The organism is Streptomyces sp. NPDC014861, assembly GCF_043081625.1.
Lineage (GTDB): Bacteria > Actinomycetota > Actinomycetes > Streptomycetales > Streptomycetaceae > Streptomyces.
In genome coordinates, this window is the sequence record NZ_JBIBWV010000039.1 from 25,719 (window position 1) to 42,490 (window position 16,772).

General features: G+C 72.6%; 17 protein-coding genes and 1 pseudogene. 8 read left to right on the forward strand and 10 right to left on the reverse strand.

Translation table 11 applies throughout. The annotated features are described in order from the left end of the window. Positions 1-123 precede the first annotated feature (123 nt). Entirely contained in the window at positions 124-858 is a 735-nt protein-coding gene (locus ACF1BN_RS37045) for an SOS response-associated peptidase (RefSeq protein WP_392335999.1), read from the reverse strand. A gap of 641 nt (positions 859-1,499) precedes the next feature. Here ACF1BN_RS37045 and ACF1BN_RS37050 point away from each other — a divergent pair. Beyond that, positions 1,500-1,748, forward strand: coding sequence for a hypothetical protein (locus ACF1BN_RS37050; RefSeq protein WP_392336000.1), 249 nt, complete (start codon positions 1,500-1,502; stop codon positions 1,746-1,748). On the opposite strand, the pseudogene ACF1BN_RS37055 reads toward ACF1BN_RS37050, so the two are convergent. The 3 genes and pseudogenes from ACF1BN_RS37055 to ACF1BN_RS37065 form a co-directional block, all read right to left on the reverse strand. Next, positions 1,699-2,188: pseudogene (locus ACF1BN_RS37055) on the reverse strand (hypothetical protein). The gene ACF1BN_RS37050 and the pseudogene ACF1BN_RS37055 sit on opposite strands and share 50 nt — an antisense overlap. A 210-nt stretch (positions 2,189-2,398) precedes the next feature. Next, positions 2,399-2,971, reverse strand: coding sequence for a hypothetical protein (locus ACF1BN_RS37060; protein WP_392336001.1), 573 nt, complete (start codon positions 2,969-2,971; stop codon positions 2,399-2,401). 283 nt (positions 2,972-3,254) lie between these two features. Further along, complete coding sequence (locus tag ACF1BN_RS37065; protein ID WP_392336002.1) at positions 3,255-3,746, reverse strand: SRPBCC family protein; 492 nt, start codon at positions 3,744-3,746, stop codon at positions 3,255-3,257. Here ACF1BN_RS37065 and ACF1BN_RS37070 point away from each other — a divergent pair. After that, on the forward strand, positions 3,745-4,086 hold the full coding sequence (locus tag ACF1BN_RS37070; protein ID WP_392336003.1) for a hypothetical protein: 342 nt from the start codon (positions 3,745-3,747) through the stop codon (positions 4,084-4,086). The genes ACF1BN_RS37065 and ACF1BN_RS37070 overlap by 2 nt on opposite strands. A gap of 97 nt (positions 4,087-4,183) precedes the next feature. On the opposite strand, the gene ACF1BN_RS37075 is transcribed toward ACF1BN_RS37070, so the two are convergent. Then, entirely contained in the window at positions 4,184-4,693 is a 510-nt protein-coding gene (locus ACF1BN_RS37075; RefSeq protein WP_392336004.1) for a DUF6924 domain-containing protein, read from the reverse strand. A gap of 383 nt (positions 4,694-5,076) precedes the next feature. Between ACF1BN_RS37075 and ACF1BN_RS37080 the strand changes: the two genes are divergently transcribed. The 4 genes from ACF1BN_RS37080 to ACF1BN_RS37095 all read left to right on the forward strand — a co-directional run bounded on the left by ACF1BN_RS37080 (position 5,077) and on the right by ACF1BN_RS37095 (position 9,052). Then, positions 5,077-5,868 carry a hypothetical protein gene (locus ACF1BN_RS37080; RefSeq protein WP_392336005.1) on the forward strand — a complete coding sequence of 264 codons (792 nt, stop codon included), beginning with the start codon at positions 5,077-5,079 and terminating at the stop codon, positions 5,866-5,868. A 17-nt stretch (positions 5,869-5,885) separates the two neighbouring features. After that, entirely contained in the window at positions 5,886-7,055 is a 1,170-nt protein-coding gene (locus ACF1BN_RS37085; protein WP_392336006.1) for a sensor histidine kinase, read from the forward strand. A 30-nt stretch (positions 7,056-7,085) separates the two neighbouring features. After that, complete coding sequence (locus ACF1BN_RS37090) at positions 7,086-7,787, forward strand: response regulator (protein ID WP_392336007.1); 702 nt, start codon at positions 7,086-7,088, stop codon at positions 7,785-7,787. 383 nt (positions 7,788-8,170) lie between these two features. Continuing rightward, positions 8,171-9,052, forward strand: a complete 882-nt coding sequence (locus tag ACF1BN_RS37095) for an alpha/beta fold hydrolase (RefSeq protein ID WP_392336008.1) — start codon at positions 8,171-8,173, stop codon at positions 9,050-9,052. A gap of 55 nt (positions 9,053-9,107) precedes the next feature. Here the strand turns inward: ACF1BN_RS37095 and ACF1BN_RS37100 are convergent, their stop codons facing one another. Continuing rightward, positions 9,108-9,320: a hypothetical protein gene (locus tag ACF1BN_RS37100; protein WP_392336009.1), complete on the reverse strand. Its 213-nt coding sequence runs from the start codon at positions 9,318-9,320 to the stop codon at positions 9,108-9,110. 341 nt (positions 9,321-9,661) lie between these two features. Between ACF1BN_RS37100 and ACF1BN_RS37105 the strand changes: the two genes are divergently transcribed. Continuing rightward, the gene (locus ACF1BN_RS37105; protein WP_392336010.1) at positions 9,662-10,462 is read left to right on the forward strand and encodes a VOC family protein; all 801 of its coding nucleotides are present in this window, start codon (positions 9,662-9,664) and stop codon (positions 10,460-10,462) included. A 187-nt stretch (positions 10,463-10,649) separates the two neighbouring features. On the opposite strand, the gene ACF1BN_RS37110 is transcribed toward ACF1BN_RS37105, so the two are convergent. Together ACF1BN_RS37110 and ACF1BN_RS37115 are read right to left on the reverse strand one after the other, a co-directional pair. Beyond that, a complete protein-coding gene (locus ACF1BN_RS37110; protein ID WP_392336011.1) occupies positions 10,650-11,864 on the reverse strand; it encodes a glycoside hydrolase family 64 protein in 1,215 nt (404 codons plus the stop codon). A gap of 729 nt (positions 11,865-12,593) precedes the next feature. Then, a complete protein-coding gene (locus ACF1BN_RS37115) occupies positions 12,594-13,511 on the reverse strand; it encodes an SDR family oxidoreductase (RefSeq protein WP_392336012.1) in 918 nt (305 codons plus the stop codon). Positions 13,512-13,888: 377 nt separating this feature from the next. Here ACF1BN_RS37115 and ACF1BN_RS37120 point away from each other — a divergent pair, with 377 nt between their 5' ends. Then, on the forward strand, positions 13,889-15,388 hold the full coding sequence (locus tag ACF1BN_RS37120) for a cryptochrome/photolyase family protein (protein WP_392336013.1): 1,500 nt from the start codon (positions 13,889-13,891) through the stop codon (positions 15,386-15,388). Between the two features lie 327 nt (positions 15,389-15,715). On the opposite strand, the gene ACF1BN_RS37125 is transcribed toward ACF1BN_RS37120, so the two are convergent. Further along, entirely contained in the window at positions 15,716-16,186 is a 471-nt protein-coding gene (locus ACF1BN_RS37125; RefSeq protein ID WP_392336014.1) for a VanZ family protein, read from the reverse strand. A 472-nt stretch (positions 16,187-16,658) separates the two neighbouring features. Beyond that, positions 16,659-16,772 (reverse strand): sigma factor-like helix-turn-helix DNA-binding protein (locus ACF1BN_RS37130; protein WP_392336019.1); only part of this gene is annotated, 114 nt, incomplete at its 5' end.

The following is a 16,772-nucleotide window of genomic DNA, read 5'->3' on the forward strand; positions in this document are numbered from 1 at the left end:
CGGGCGCGGGAAGGAGACCGGAGGTGGCCGCTGGAGGGGACACGGGACCGGTGCCGAGCAGGCGAGGGGTCGGAGGCGGCCGCGCGAGGGCAGGCGAGGGTGGCTCGGTGAACGCGGGCTTGTTCAGGTGGCTTCGTCGAGGAGGTGGGGGCCGTTGTTGCGGACGTTGTTCACGGCGGTGGTGACGGCACGAGTCTGGAGGCGCCCTTCGGCCGGCTGCGTGAGGAGCGCGCGGAGGTCGTCGGTGTCCTGGTGGGCGGGGTCGAGCCAGGTGTCGTAATGGTCCGGGGTGAGGGCGAGGGGCATGCGGGGATGCACGCGACCGGCGGCGTCCGTGGCTTCCGTGGTGATGATCGTGCAGGTCGTCCTCCACGCGTCCGGATCGTCTTCGTCGGCGATGTCGGGGTCGCGCCAGTACTCGTAGAGGCCGGCCAGGGCCATCACCTGACCGTCGGTGGGGTGGATGAAGTACGGCTTCTTGTGGACCTTTCCCGAGGCCTTGTCCTCGACGGGGTCCCATTCGTAGAAACCGTCCGCGGGCAGAAGGCAGCGGCGCCGGGCGAAGGCGCTCCGGAACGCGGGCTTCTCGTGCACCGTCTCCACCCTGGCGTTGATCATCCGCGCACCGATCTTCACGTCCTTCGCCCAGGAGGGAACCAGGCCCCACCGCAGGGTCCGCAGCTGCCGGGCCACGCCCTCGCCGGACTCCCGGTCGGCGCGTTCGAGAACCGCGTACACCTCGTCCGTCGGAGCCACGTTCCAGCTCGGAGCCAAGGCCTCCTCGGGACGCCAGTCGGTGACCTGGAAGAGCTGGGTCAGGTCCTGGGGACTGCGGGTGGATGCATAGCGACCGCACATACGACCACTGTGCCACCCACGCCCCCGCTCGAAGCGGCTCGCGCCACTTCGACACGACAGCGGGCGGCCGCCCTTCGGCTCGGCGCCCACCCGGACCGGTCCGCTCACCCCGGACCGGTCCGGTGCGGTACCGCTTCACCCCCATTCGGCCCATTCGGCCCAGCTCAGCCGGCGCGTCGGCGCGTCGACGCGTTCCGCTCCGAAGTCCGAGCCCGCCGCCGGCGCCCGATGGCCGTCACAGCACACCCCGATGTCGTCCCGGCTCCGGGAGCCCTGGCGCGCGGAACCACCCCCAACTCCCGGCGCTGCGGCCTGCCACCACGCCGGTGACCACGAAAGCCCTCAGCAGATCGCGTCAGGCGGATGCGAGTGAGGAGGACAGGTCACCGTCTCCCGGGCAGTACCCCCGGACCCGATCGGCCAGGAGAAGGGCAGCGAGAGTCCGCGGCCGGGTGGCAGGGGTGGGCAGGTCGCGGCTCCGACCGGGGAGAATGCGGCTGCTGGGAGCGTCTCGACCGCTGTTCAGTGCCACGATGAACGACTACTGAACACCAACCCACTACGCGGTCGAGCACGAGAATGCGGAAGGCCTGGACCGGCTGCTTGCCGACGGCGCCGAACCTGATGAGGTCTTCAGCGACATGACGCTGCTGACGCACGCGATCGACACCGAGGGGGATGGCGCCCTGCAGAGCGGGCAGCCGTTGACCGTTCACACCACGGGCGTGCTGCTGGCGTTCGGCGCGGATCCTGGACTCGCTGATCCAGACGGTCGCACTCCGCTGGATCTGGCCGCATCCTACGATCACGACCTGGCTGTACAGCTGTTGCGGGCCCACATCAGCAAGCGCTTCGGCGGTAGCAGACGAGGACGCAGGCGATGGTGGTGAGGACGAGGCAGTGGTCTGCCTTGCGTTCGTAGCGTCGGTGGAGCCGACAGCAGCCGGCGAGCCAGGCCAGGGGGCGTTCGAGGGTCCAGCGACGACGGCCCAGCCGCTGCGACGACTCGACACCTCTGCGGGCGACGCGATGAGTGAGACCTCGCTCGCGTGTCCACTGCCGCAGGTGGGAGTAGTCGCAACCTCTGTCGCCGTGAGGTGGGATCAGAGCCTGTGGGCTGTCACGCCCGACGGCCCGAACGGCGCGGACGGCAACTGCTGCCAGTGCAGACTGAGGTGGCCACGAACACGATCGAACCCTGGTCGCCATGTTCACGCCAGCCACCACCCTGGGGCCGCGATGGAGCCTCCGGCGCCACTCGCCCGAACAGCTCGCACAACTCGTCCGGGGATCTCTTACGACCCTCGGCACCACACCGAGCTCGACTCACGGACGTACGGATCGGTGGCGACGGTGGCGAGGAACGGCTCGTCAGCAGGGCGCAGCATGGGGCGTATCTCCCGACACGCGTACAGCGCGACGACCGCAGCCGGGACGAGCTCGCGTCGCGTCCCCGCCCGTGGAGTGGTGAGGAGACGCTGCATCCCCACAGCAGGAACCGGCGGCATTCTCCACGACGCGTAAGTGCGGTCGCTCGGGGTCAGGAGGGCCGGCGGGGTTGCGGGCGGGTCGTCCCCGGCAGGCAGGTGACCCTCGGGTTGTAGGTGGTGAACTCGCCCTTGGGGTTCTTCTTCCACAGCCACAGGTGCAGGACGTAGTGGACGGGCTGACCGGGAAAGTTGCCGCGGTTGGGGCCCTTGAAGGGGACCCCGAACATGCGCGGGCGGTCGTCGTCCGTCCTCAGGTCCTGGTCTCGGTCGTAGACCGTCCACTGCATGCCGACGAGCCGCTTGCCTCCCCGCACGTCGTCCTCGTAGTAGAGGGCGGTGGGCTTCTCGGGATCCGTCGAGTTGTCGTGGGCGTGGTTGAAGTGCGGGTAGCCGAGCGCGCCGCTGTCACCCACTCGGTCGGTGACGCAGTACTGATCGGGCTTGTAGCCGGCCCGTACGGCCTTCTCGTGCTGCTGGAACGGAGCGGTCGCCCGATACGTGACCGCCTTCTCCGCCGCAGCTCTGCCGGCCCGGGACTCGGCCCCGGCCCCCGGATCAGGCATGGCGGGGGCCACGGTGAACACGGCGGCACCGGCCAGAACCAGGGCAAGTGTGCGGGCCATACGCGGACTCCTCGAACAAAGGCGGCGCTCGGATACCCCACCAGCCCTACCCCCGCCCACCGAACCCGTCCCACAGGAAGCCCCGGACAGACGACACCCAGCCGGAGGACGTTTCGCCCCACCGACCCGGATAGGCGAGGAACCCCCCATGGCCGAAGCGCCATCGACCGCCAGTAGACGGGCGGACGACGTCACCGTCCGGGCCCGCCGGGGGCGGGCTGGTCAGGAACGCTCACGGCCACGGCACTCCCCCGGCCCCCGGCACCCGTCCCCCGACGACAGCTCAGCTCTTCGCTTCCCGTACGTCCCTTCCCTCCTCGGCGAACGCCTTGAAGTCCTGCATGTGCTGGAGCGACTGCTTGCGGAAGGCACCGGGCATCAGGAGTGCGACCAAACGCATCAGGAAGCCGCTGAACCGGTACTCGTTCTCGCTCGCCCAGAGCGTCGTACTCGGGTCCGCCTCGGTCAGCCGGTCGCGCACCGCGCTCCACATGCCCTCGCCGACGATCTCGCGCTCGAAGTGAACGGCGCTCTCCTTCGGGATCCCGTGCAGGTCCGACGGCTCCCGGCGCGTGATCGTCTCGGTGCACTCCATCTCCCGCTGCCCCATCCGCATCACGACCCGCGACGTGGTACCGACCTGCCCGTGCTCACCGCTCAGCGGCTCGTGCAGCACCAGGCCCCGCAGCCACTTCGGCATCTGAGCCGGATCAGCGAGCAGCTGGACCACCCGCTCCCTCGGCAGGGCGATCTCGATCGAGACGTTGTACTTCATGGCAGAGCCCTCCAGGTCCCTGAGCGAACGGGTGACACCACTGATCCCTCACCCGCGCGAGGAACCACCTAACAAGTCCATCGCCGCTTCGACGGTGGACGACGCCGCTCAGCCCGACCCGACGTCGGGATACGACCCGCGATCCGGGCCCGCTGTCGAGGTTGGTCGTCCTGCTGTCGGGATACGAATCGGACGGGCGACCGTCCTGTCTTCCCTGAAGCTCGGCGAGATCGACGACGCCCTCCGTCTCGGGGAACTCGGCCAGACGGAGAAGAGGCCGGCGTACGCGACGGTGCGGGCGGTGCCGGAGGAGTTGAGCGACGCCGACCACCGTCTATGAGGTTGAGGGCGATGAGGCAGATCGGGGCGGTCCCGTCGCGGCGGGCGAGCGTACAGGCCAGGCCAGATCGTTTGGGAACGTCGGTCCGCCGAACGCATCAGTCGGGCCGCAGGACCTGATCAGGCTCACGGCAAGCTGCGGAGGCGAACTCGGCGAAGCCCAGGTTACCGAGTGCCACGTTCACATGGACCGCGTGCACCACGGCGGGTACGGCTCGGAAGTCCCGGGGCTCCGGCGCGTCGATGAGCTCCTGGTAGTACATGGGGTCAAGGTCGCCCTCGTCCTCCCAGATGGTCGACAGAGCCAGCAACGCTCGCACCGGCGACTCCATCGTGTGGCGGTCGGCGAGAAAGACGACGCACAGGTCTTCGTCCTCGTCCACCGCGGCAAGAACCTCGTCAGCTGTCGCCCCCGACCAAGCAGGCGCGTCGACCACCTGAACCCTCGCGGGAAACTCGCCCTCCGACCCCCACGGCCGGCGCAGCTCAGCAACCACCGCACTCCACGCCTCGTCGTCGCTGAAGTCGGTCCTGATGACGAGAGCGTCGAACTGGTCGGATCCGACGATCTCAGGCAGCACTCGCGCAAGGCCCTCCGGCATCTTCATGCCCGGGACTCTCCCATGCCGCACCGACAGCCGCTCCCTCAGGAGTATCCGAGGGAAGCCGTTCAGATCCGGTGCAGTCGGTCCAGGCGGACGAGGTCGGCCATCGCCTCGCGGAGGCGGGGAGCGAGGTCAGCCGCGCCCACCTTGTGGTGATCGACGGGGAAGAACAGCGCAGGCGCCTGAGGGCCCCGGCTGCCGAACCGGTCCCGGTCCCGTCGTGGGGGCGTGGAGCACTGCGCCCACCCCCGCGGCGCCTGAAGCCCTCGCAGTCCCGCAGTCCCGCAGTCCCGCAGTCTGTCAGGCCACGGTCCGATGCGGGGCGACGGCAGGATCGGACCGTGCTCCGATGCGGAGGGTGGCGTCCGGGCGGGATCGTTCGGGGCATGACGACGACGAAGCGGAGACCGCCCTCCGGAGGCGGCACCGCGCCCACTCCGGCCAAGTCCCAACTGCTGCCCGTGGCGTGGGAGGGTGACGCGTTCTTCCCCGGGCGGTGGGTGGGGGGTGTCTCGCTGGTGGCGGCGCCCGTGCTGCTGAGCGTCGGAGTTCTGGTGCGGCTTCCGTTCCCGTTCTTCTTTCCCGACCAGCTCGCCGCCCGGGTCGAACATCCCGGTCCGATCGCGGTCTCCTACGGAGCCTTCGCGGCGGGGACCGTGCTGCTGTGGCCGGCCCTCGCCGTGCTGGCGGTGCGGGTGGGCCGCCGCAACCCCGGGCTGGCCTTGTGGGGCGGCGTCCTGGCCGTCCTGGGGCTCTTCGCGAGGACGTTCCACGCCGGCGTGGATCACCTCGCGTTCCAGTTCGCCGACCGTCAGGGGGCTGAGGCCGCCGCCCGGTTCGTCGGAGAAGCGTACGGCGCCTTCCACGTCTTCAGCGCCCTCAACCTCGCGATCATGGGAGGCTGGGTGCTCCTCGCCGCCGGGGCCTGGCGGGCGCGCGTGCTGGGTCCCCCGCGGGCGCTGGCCCTGGCGGCTGCCTCGGCTCTCCCGCTGGGCGTGCTCAAGGGCACCACGCCGCTGTCGGTGGTGGCCGTCGCAGGGCTCTGTCTCGCGCTCGTCCCGCTGGGTGTCACCGTGTTGCGCGACGGTCCGGCTCCTGGGTGGGCGACGGCGCTGCGCTGGGTGCTCGTGGTGAGTGCGGCGGCGGCTCTCATGGTCCTGGCAGGGAGGGCCGGGTGACGATGTACGGTCGGATCATGGGTGTCTCCAGGCGGCTGCACGGCGTTCGTCCGCTCGCGCTGGATCTGGTGGCCGCGCTGTCGATCACCGCTGTGTACGTCAGCTTCGCCCGGATGCCGGGTGACGGCGCGCAGCCCGCCTACTCCGGACCCGCGTGGGCGGGCGTGCTCGTGGCGGCGGCGGTCGGTCTGCCGGTCGCAGTCCGCCGTCCGTGGCCCTTGGCAGCCGCGGTGACAGCGCTGGCCGGAGCGGCCGCCGCCACCCTGTCGGACATCACTCGCGAACCGTGGGTCGCGGTCGGCCTCGTCATGTACGCGGTCGCGCTCACCATGCCGCCAAGGCGCTCGGTACCCGTCCTCGCGGTCTCGCTCGTCCTCGGAGCGGCCGCGGTCATCGCCGGGGAGGCCGTCGTCACCCCGGCGGAGACGTGGGGCGGGGCTCTCGGCGTGACCGCCATGGTCTGGCTGGTCCTCGGCGCCGGCTGGGCGGCGGGCTTCACCGTACGTACCCGGCGAGCCCGGGAGGCGGAGCGGGCCGCGCACCGGGCCGAACGCGCCGTCGTGGAGGAACGGCTGCGCATCGCCCGGGAGTTGCACGACATCGTGTCGCACAGCCTGAGCCTGATCGTGGTGAAGGCGGGGGTCGCCGGGCACGTGGCCCGAGGCCGCCCGGAGGAGGCGGAGGAGGCTCTGCGCGTCATCGAACAGACCGGCCGGGCCGCCATGACCGAGATGCGCCGCACCCTGGGCGTGCTCCGTTCCGGATCGTCCACGGCGCCCCTGGACCCGGCACCCGGCGTCGACGCACTCGGCGTGCTGGCCGACCAGGCCCGGCGGGCGGGTGTGGACGTCGACCCGGTCATCCGGCTGCCGGACGACGGCCTGCCCCCGGGCCTCGCCCTGGCGGTCCACCGGATCGTCCAGGAGTGCCTCACCAACGTGGTGAGGCACGCGTCCCCCGCACGCTGCCGCGTGACGGTCGAGGCCGACGCGCGTGAGGTGCGCATCGACGTCACCGACGACGGTGTCAGGGGTGCCTGCCGCGAACGGCCGGGAGGCCACGGCCTGATCGGCATGCGGGAGCGGGCGATGGCGCACGGCGGGACGTTCCGCGCGGGCCCCCGCCCCGAGGGGGGCTTCGCGGTCTCCGTCCGCCTGCCGCAGGACGGCGCGAGGACGAAGGTGTGAGAGGTGAGGGAATCGGGAGAGGACGATGGTGTGACGGACCAGACCCGGGTGCTCGTGGTCGACGATCAGGTGCTGCTCCGCGGCTCCTTCCGGATCCTCGTCGAGAACGAACCCGGCCTCACCGCCGTCGGAGAGGCCGGCGACGGGGCGGAGGCCGTCGCACTCGCCCGTCTGCACCGCCCCGATGTCGTCCTCATGGACGTCCGGATGCCGGTCATGGACGGGATCGAGGCGACCCGGCTGATCTGCGGCTCCCCCGAGACCGCCGGTGTACGGGTGCTGATCCTGACCACCTTCGACCTCGACGAGTACGTCTACGCGGCCCTGCACGCCGGCGCCTCGGGTTTCCTCCTCAAGGACGCCCCGCCCGCGGACGTGCTCGCCGCCCTCCGGGTCGTCGCCACGGGTGACTCCCTGCTGGCCCCGTCCGTGACCCGCCGCCTCATCGAGGAGTTCACCCGCCGCCCGCCCCAGGCCCCGACCCGGGCCCGAGGCCGCGAGGCCACACCACCCGGGGTGACGGAGCGTGAGCGCGAGGTCCTGGAGCTGATCGCACGGGGTCTGTCGAACGACGAGATCACGGCACACCTGCACCTGAGCATGGGCACGGTGAAGACCCACATCGGCCGCCTCCTGTCCAAACTGGCCGCGCGCGACCGGGCCCAGCTGGTGATTGCGGCCTACGAGTCCGGCGTCGTGTCGCCCTCCGACGGCGGCCAGTCCGCACGGTGAGCAGGTTCCCGCCCCCGTCACCGGGCAGGAAGCGAATGGCGCCGGGAGCGGCCGTGCTGGAGGCGGTACCGCCGCCGGGGTTGCCCGCAGTGCCGACGCGGAACGCCGAACGTCATCGGCTTGGCCCTTGAGCAGGCCATGGCCGCGATGGTCCCGGAACCGCTCGGCCTGACGGGCCCCGTCTTCGACGTGGACGACATCATGGTCCGGCCGCACCCAGCACTTCACTTGGTTCACGTACGTATCCGGATCGGGGTTCCGTGACGATCAGGGGCGTGCATCGGCGTCACCGACGCCTCCTCCGGCTCATCGGTCGGCGCACCGGTCGGCGCTTTTTCGTGCCGTGCCGATGAGTTTTCGGGTCGGGGTCGGTCTGCACGGGTATGGAAACGCACACACTCACGACAGCCGGCGCGGACCTCGTCTACGACGTTCGCGGGCCGGTGCCGACCGCGGGCGGACTTCCGCCGCTGTTCATGATCGGGCAGCCGATGGACGCGACCGGCTTCGCCGCGCTCGCCGCGCGCTTCCCCGAGCGGACCGTCGTCACCTACGATCCGCGCGGGCTCGGCCGCAGCACCCGTAAGGACGGGAGGGACGACCACGCGCCGCAGACCCAGGCCGACGACGTGCACGCCGTCATCGAGGCCGTCGGGGCCGGCCCGGTCGAGATGTTCGCCAGCAGCGGCGGAGCCGTCACCGCGCTCGCTGTCGTGGAGAGGTACCCCGGGGACGTGACCACCCTCGTCGCCCACGAGCCGCCGCTCGTCACCCTCACGCCGGACGGGCCGGCGGCGGTCCGGGCGCGGGCCGGAGTCCGGGACGCCTACGAGAAGCGCGGGTGGGGGGCCGGGATGGCGGCGTTCGTGGCCATGACCTCGTGGGAGGGCGAGTTCACCGACTCGTACTTCGCGCAACCGGAACCCGACCCCGCCGCGTTCGGGCTCCCCGCGGAGGACGACGGCACGCGCGGCGATCCGCTGCTGTCCGACCGGTCATGGGCCGTCAGCGGATACCGGCCGGACACGGACGCGATCGCCGCCGCGCCGACCCGCGTCGTGATCGCCGTGGGCGAGGAATCCGCGAACCTGCTGACCGGACGCACCTCCGTCGCCGTCGCCGAGCTTCTCGGGCAGGAGGCGACCGTGTTCCCGAGCCATCACGGCGGCTTCTGCGACGGAGAGTTCGGATACCCGGGGAAGCCGGACGAGTTCGCTCACCGGCTTCGCCAGGTCCTCGGGCAGGCCGGGGACGCCACCTCCTGACCCGGGCGCCGGAGCCCGGACGGCGGGCGGAGGTCGCGCCTCGGCGCGGCTTCCGTCAGGGGACGGTGATGTTGTTGAGGGCGTCGTGGGTGGGCAGGGTGTCGGTGGCCTGGTTCTGCTGGTCCCCGTTCCCGAAGGTCTGGGAGAGGAGTCCGACTCCGGGGAGGTTGTTGCCGACGCTGTCGGCGGACGCCGCACCGGCGGAGGCGAGGACGGCGGTGGCGGCGACGGCGGCGGAGGCCAGGACACGGCGGTTGAAGATCGTCATGCCGGGATCAACGACGCGGGTCGCGGCAGGGCACGGGGCTTCCATCGCGTGCTCGCGCCGTCCCGCGCCGTCCCGCGTCGGCCCGCGCCACTCCGCGGAGTCCGGCGGACGGCACGGCCCACCCACAGGGTGGACACGCCACCCGGGGCGCAACACCGTGCCGCCGGGCCGGCCGGGCTGGCCGGGCCGGCAGGGCTGCGGGGCCGCGGGGCCGCGGGGCCACGGGCTGTCACCGTCCGCCTCGGTCGGCTCCGGAGCGTGACGACCGGGGCCGGTCGAGGGGCGGGGACGGGTGGCCGGTGGGAGCCTGGGGCCGTACGGGATCTGCGAAAGGGAACCCCATGATCACCACCGACTTCCCCCCTGGCTCTCCCTGCTGGCTCGACCTCGGCGCGCCCGACGTGCCCGCCGCCGCGGCCTTCTACGGAGCCGTCCTCGGCTGGGACTACGAGCCCATGCCCGACGGCGGGGAGGACATGGAAGGCGGCATGTTCCGCAAGGACGGCAAGATCGTCGCCGGCCTGGGCAAACTCACCGAGCAGGGCGCCCGCTCCGCCTGGATGATCTACTACGGCGTCACCGACGCGGACGCCACGACCGAGGCCGTGGAACGCCGTGGCGGCACCGTGCGGGTCGCCCCCATGGACCTCGACGAGTGGGGGCGCATGGCCCAGTACAGCGACCCGCTGGGCGGGCAGTTCGCCGTCTGGCAGCCGGGCACGAACAAGGGCGTGGAGCTGGTGGACGCGCCCGGCTCGCTGTCCTGGACGGAGCTGTACACGAGCGACGCCACGGCCGCCCGAGAGTTCTACGGCGGCGTCTTCGGCTGGCAGTACTCCGACATGGAGATGCCGGGCGGCGGGGGCACGTACACCCTGATCACCCCCGCCGGACTACCGCAGGAGCGCATGCAGGGCGGTCTGATGGAACTCCCCCGCGAGCAGCTCTCCCTCACGGACGGCCGTCCGTACTGGCACCCGGTCTTCGACGTCGTCGACTGCGACGCCGCCGTCGCGACGGTCCAGGCGCACGGCGGCAGCGTCCAGATGGGACCGGACGACGCCGAGGACGTGGGCCGGCTCGCCGTCTGCCTCGACCCGTCCGGAGCCGACTTCGTCGTGCTGGCCCCGACCGGGGACTGACGGAGCGGGACAGCGCCGAGCCGGACGGCACCGAGTCGGACGGCACCGAGCCGGACGGCACCGAGCAGGGCAGGACCGAGCCCGCGGCGCTGGGACGGCAGAGGGGCGGGGACGGCAGCGCCGGGACGGCCGCCTCACCGGGCCCTCGCGCCCGTGAGGCTGCCGTCCCGCCACCCGGCGGGCGCGGTCAGTCGAACGGGTCGAGCGTGATGTACGCCTGTCGCGGGTCGCCGTCGTGGACCAGGGACTCGTGCGCGCCGACGTCGTCGAAGGCGAAGCCGTACGCCTTGCCGTCCGCCATCCGGGCGTGAATCTCGCGCGAGTAGTGGTTCGTCACCGCGTCCTTGTAGAAACCGGCCGACGACGCGTCCGGCTGGTTCGGGTTGGTGAGCAGGGTGGAGCGGTTGTAACCGGCGCAGAGCGTACGGGAGATGGGGCCGCGCACCTGGTCGTTCGGCGCGTCGAGATGCTTGTAGCAGCCGAAGACGCTGTCGGAGTCGGGCTTCTGGAAGGAGGTGACGACCCTTCCGGCGCTGTCGGTGAAGTTCATGACGTTCCCCGCGACCCGGCCGTAGTACTTGACCGCGGGCTGGTTCGCGAACGGCGTCACGGTCAGCGTCGAGCTCGCGTACTTGGACCAGACGCGGTTGATGTAGTCGCTCATCACGCCGGCGGGCAGCGCGCCGGCCTCGATGCCGTGGCCGGGCGCGAGCGCGCGCAGCACGGTGCCGTCGGAGCGGGTCTGGATCAGGTTCGCCCAGCCACCGGGTCGCCCGCGCAGGGCGTCGTAGAAGCCCCGGTAGCCGCCGGGCTTGAGGCGCCCGGTGTTCAGGACCGTGCCGTCCGGACGCTTCACGCCGACGGCGTACGGCGCCGAGACCATGTCGACCTGGGTGCTGTTGAGCCACAGGCCCGCGTCGTTGAGCGTGTACTCGGACCAGTTGAACAGGATGTTCCTGTTGGGGTCGCTGGGGTTCTGCACGGCGGGCTGGACGAGGCCGCCGGTCGCGAGCTTGAAGACCAGCTTCTGGCCGTAGCTGAAGTAGATGCGGCCCGAGAACTTCGGCAGCCTGATGGTCATCGACCGCCCGGCCGCCGGTCCGGTGATGGCCGCGTCGGGGGCCGGCACGGGGACCGACCCGCCGGCGGGCCACGGGTGGAAGACCCCGTTCGCGTCCGCCCAACCCTGCCGGCCCGTCGAGAGCTCGGTCCCGAGGTTGTAGACGTAGACCTGCTCGCCGCGGGCCGAGTTGTTCGTGAAGGTGAGCGGGATCGTGGCGGGGACGGCCGCGGAGGCCGGGTCGGTGCCGGTGGTTCCGACGACGGTGAGGGTGGTGCCGACGCACGCGGCGACGGCCAGGGGAACGAGCCGGACGCGGGCGCGCCTGTGCCGTGGGGACATGAGGGGCTCCTCGGAGGTGGGGCTCCGTACGGTGAACAGATCTTTGAGAGCGCTCTCAAGAGAGCGCTCTCAAAGAATGGCGAGAATGAACTGCACCTGTCAATGGACTGGACCGGACCGGGCGGGACGGCGTCGAGAGTGTGAGCGCCTTGGGCATCGGTGACGGTACGCGGCAGTCGTCTCGTGCCGAGGGGGCGAAGGGCCCCGGCAGCGAGGGCGGGCACCGGCTCACACCCTTCAGGCTGAGGGCCGACGAGCTGAGGGCCGAAGACACCGGGACGACCCCGGAGCCGCCGGGCGAGAGGCGGCGCGGGAGTGGGGCGGCTTGTCCGGCGGCGGCTTACGCAGCGGTGGGACGGTCACGGGGGCCGGCGCGGGTGCGGCGGGGCCGTGGCGGAGTTCCTTCGGCCGGAGTCCGGCGGGGTCGCGTCGGCGGTTCCTCGGTCCGATCCCGGCAGCATCGTGCCGGCGGGCCCTTGGTCCGATCCCGACCGGGCCGTGCCAGAGGTCCCTCGGTCCGATCCCGACCGGGCCGTGGCGGAGAGCCCTCGGTCCGATGCCGGCCGCGCCGTGTGAGAGGCGGTCCGAACCTGGCAGAGCCGTACCCACCTGCCCAGGGGGAAGCGACCGGGGTGCGACCGGGGAGGGAACGGCGTCAGCGCCCCGCCCGGGCAGGCGACGGGCGGGGTGCCGACGCGGGAAGCGCGCCGGGGCCGTTGCCGGTCGGTGTCAGCGGGCCGGGTGACCGTTCTCGCGCCGTCCGGAGGGGGTCCGGTCGATCAGCTTCTCCTCGATGTGGCCGCCCGCGCCGAGCAGGCCGGTCTGTTCGAACGCGTGCTCCCTCATGAGGCGGGGCAGTTCCCGCCGGGAGAGCAGGTCCACCGCGAGGGGGAAGAACGGCCGGCCCGCCTGCGCGAGCCTGAGCCAGGGCGGTGCGTACACGGAGGCCGAGCGCCGCTCCACCCCCCGTACGAGCCAGGAGGCGACCTGGTCCACCGGGTACACACGGCGCGCGGGGCCGGGCATGTGTCCGCGGAGTTCGCGCAGCACCGGGTGGTGGTCGACGTCGCGGACCATGTCGGTGTCTGTCCAGTGCAGGTACGCCACGCCCACGCCGACGGCCTGGTGCGCCACTTCGGCCCGCAGGGAGCGGGCGAACGCCTCGGCGCCCGCCTTGGAGGCGCAGTAGGCGCTCATCATCGGGGCCGCGCCGAAGGCGGCGGTGGACGCGACCTGGAGGAAGTATCCGCCGTTGGAGCGCAGTCCCGGCAGGAAGGCGCGCGCGGTGACCGCGCTGCCCACGAGGTTGACCTCCACGACACGGCGCCAGGTGCCGGGGTCGGAGGTCTCGAACGGCCCGCCCTCGGCGACGCCCGCGTTGGCGATGACGACCGACGGGGCGCCGAGCACGCGCGTCACCTCCGCGGCGGCCCGCTCCATCGCCGCGTCGTCGGTCACGTCGACCTCGACGGGGTGACCCTCCGTGGCGAGCGTCTCGGCCACGGCGGCGAGCGTGGCGTGCTCCCGCCCCAGCAGGGCCACGCGCATCCCGCGCCCGGCGAGCAGACGGGCCAGTCCGGCGCCCAGCCCGCGGGCGGCGCCGGTGACGACGGCGGTACGTCCTTCGAGTTCCCAGGAACGGGGCATGAGGGGCCTCCGGATCGTTCGGCGGGACGAGGGCTCGTGTCCAGTTCCTCCGCCGCGCGGGCGGCGGATGCGGCGGGGTGCTTCGGTGCTCCGAACGGGTGCGACGCATCCGGGTCGGGCGCTCCGAGCGAAGCGGGGATGACAGGGTCGTACCGGCACGGTCCATGGGCGGCGGGGCCGTACGGAACGGCTCGGACGTCGGGCGGAAGGCCCGGTGGGCGTGCGGGAGCCGCCCCGAAGGCGTGAGGGACTCTCCGGGACGGTGTACGGGATCACGCGACTCCCCGGACGACGTACGCGACCGCCGCGACGGCGGGCGCGACGACCCCGGCTGCGTACCGGACCGCCCGGAGGAAGGCGAGGAGGACGGATGGGACATGACTGAGGCGCACTGGCTGTTCGGGGACCAGCTCGGGCCCGCCTTCCTGGCGCCGGGCGACGGCGGGCCCGCGCGTGACGCCCCCGTGGTGATGGTCGAGTCCCGCGCCGTCTTCCGCCGTCGGCGCTTCCACCGGGCGAAGGCACACCTCGTCCTGTCCGCCATGCGGCACCGCGCCGCCGAGCTCGGCGACCGGGTGACGTACGTGCGGGCGGACACCTACCGGGAAGGGCTGCGGCAGGCCGTCGGCCGCGGGTCGGTGACGGTCCACCACCCCACCTCCAGGGCGGCGCTGCGCCTCGTCCGGTCGCTCGGAGGCGTGACGGTGCTGCCACCGCGCGGGTTCCTCGTCGGTCCGGACGAGTTCGCCGCCTGGGCGCGGGAGCGCCGCACGCTCCGCATGGAGGACTTCTACCGCCGGGTGCGTCGCGAGCACGACCTCCTGATGGAGGGCGACGGGCCGGTCGGGGGCGTGTGGAACCTCGACCGCGAGAACCGCGAGCCCCCTCCGCGCGGAGCCCGCACCCTGGGCGCGCCGGCGCCGTACCGGCCCAGGGAGGACGACATCGACAAGGAGGTGCGGCACGACCTGGACCGCTGGGAACGGGACGGGGACGTCCGTTTCGTGGGCCGCGACGGCCCCCGGGCGTTCCCGGCGGACCGGCGCCAGGCGCTCGCCGCCCTGCGACGCTTCCTGGACCACCGCCTCGCCGGGTTCGGGGCGCACGAGGACGCGATGCTGGCCGGGGACGGGGTGATGAGCCACAGTCTGCTGTCGACGTCGCTGAACCTGGGGCTCCTCGACCCGGCCGAATGCGTGGAGGGGGCGGAGGCCGTGTGGCGGGCGGGCGGTGCGCCGCTCGCTTCCGTGGAGGGCTTCGTCCGGCAGATCGCCGGCTGGCGCGAGTACGTCTGGCACCTCTACTGGCACTTCGGCGAGGAGTACCGGACGAGCAACGTCCTCGGGCACACCGGGACCGTCCCCGACTGGTGGGAGGAGCTGGACGCGGACGCCGTGTCGGCCCGGTGCGTGGCGACGGCCCTGCGCGAGGTCAGGGACACGGGCTGGACCCATCACATCCCGCGCCTGATGGTCCTCGGCAGTTACGCGCTCCAGCGTGGCTGGGACCCCGCCGCCGTGACCGACTGGTTCCATCGCAGCTTCGCCGACGGCTACGACTGGGTGATGCTGCCGAACGTCGTCGGCATGTCCCAGTACGCCGACGGCGGCCGGATGACGAGCAAGCCGTACACCTCCGGCGGCGCCTACATCGACCGGATGAGCGACCTGTGCGGGCCGTGCCCCTATCGCCCGGACCGGCGGGTGGGCGAGGACGCGTGCCTGTTCACGGCCGGGTATTGGGCCTTCCTCCACCGGCACCGTGACCGGCTCGGCCGCAACGCCCGCACGTCCCGGCCGGTGGCGGGACTCGACCGCCTGCGGGATCTGCCGGCCCTCCTGGAGCAGGAACGGGAGCGGGGCGCCGGCCCGCCCTGACGGGGTCGCGGGGCTCCGGGCCGTCGTCCGGGTGATCGGCCGGGGTGCGGTGGCCGCCTCACGGACGCGGCCTCGGGGAACGGTGGCGCTCTGCGGACGCCGCCTCGGGGGGCGGTGACGCGATGCCGACGCGGCCTCGGAGGGCGGTGGCCGGCTGCCGACAGGGCCGGGGCGACACGGACGCGGCCGTGTCGCCCCGGCCCTGTCGGCGCGGGGTGCATCGCCGCCGGGGTCCGGAGCGGGGTCCGGACCGGCCGCCCGCCCGTGCCGGGGCCGTACCGCAGTCAGTACGGGCGGGTCGTCCGCCGGGAGCCGCCGCCCGGATGGTCAGGCCGCGGCGTCGGCGCGGCGCCGGCGCTGCCACCAGTGGGGGCGGGTCCGGGGGTGTACGGCGCGGCCCAGCCTTCGGCCGATGACCAGATAGCCGAGCAGGGCTCCCGCCGTGTTGAGGAGGACGTCGTCGATGTCGAAGGCACGGCCGGTGATGAGCGCGCCCTGCACCAGCTCCACGAGCAGCATGGTGGCCGCGGTGGCGAGCGCGACGCGGAGGAGGCCGCGCGCCTTGCGGGACAGCAGCGGCAGCAGGACTCCGAACGGAACGCCGAGCAGGATGTTGCCGCCGAGCTGCTTGACGGTGTCGACGAAGGCGGGGCGGCCGAGGTACGCCTCGATCGACCGGCCGGGGGTCAGGTTGCTGTGGGTGAGGGATACGGAGGCGGGTGAGGCCTCCAGCGTCAGTCGGGCCAGGACCACGGCGAACGCCACCATGCCCACGAGGGCGGTGAGAGCGACGAGCACGCGTACGAACCGTCCGGGGCCCCGGCGGGCCGGGACCGCCTGCGGTGCCGGCGTGTCCGCCGGCTCGTGGCGCTCCGGACTTCCCGCCCGGCCGGCCTCCGCCTCGGTACCCGTGTCGCCGCGACCCTCCCCGCTCGCCCCCTCTCCCCCGACTCCGGCGACACCGCCGGCTCCTCCCACTCCTCCGTCCCCTCCGTCTCCTCCGACGGATGCGCTGCCCTGTCTCTTCGACGCTCTCCGACCGAACATGGGCCTTCTCCTCCCCTAAGCGTCCTCGTCCGAACGGATCCCGCTTACCCCCGCCGGTGCCCGGCATTCCGATCGGTTGCCATGGGTGAGTGCCGTGGGTGAGTGCCGCGGGTCCCATGGCAGCGCCCCGGCATGCGAACGGCTCCAGGGTTCGTGGACCGGATGTGTGTCCGGTCCACGAACCCTGGAGCCGTGGTGGAAGTGGGTGAGAGCGTCGGCCGGATCAGCTCGCGCCGGTGCCGAGCAGGCCTGCGCGCAGGCGCTTGACCGTGCGGGCCAGCAGGCGCGAGACGTGCATCTGCGAGCAGCCCAGACGCTCACCGATCTCCGCCTGCGT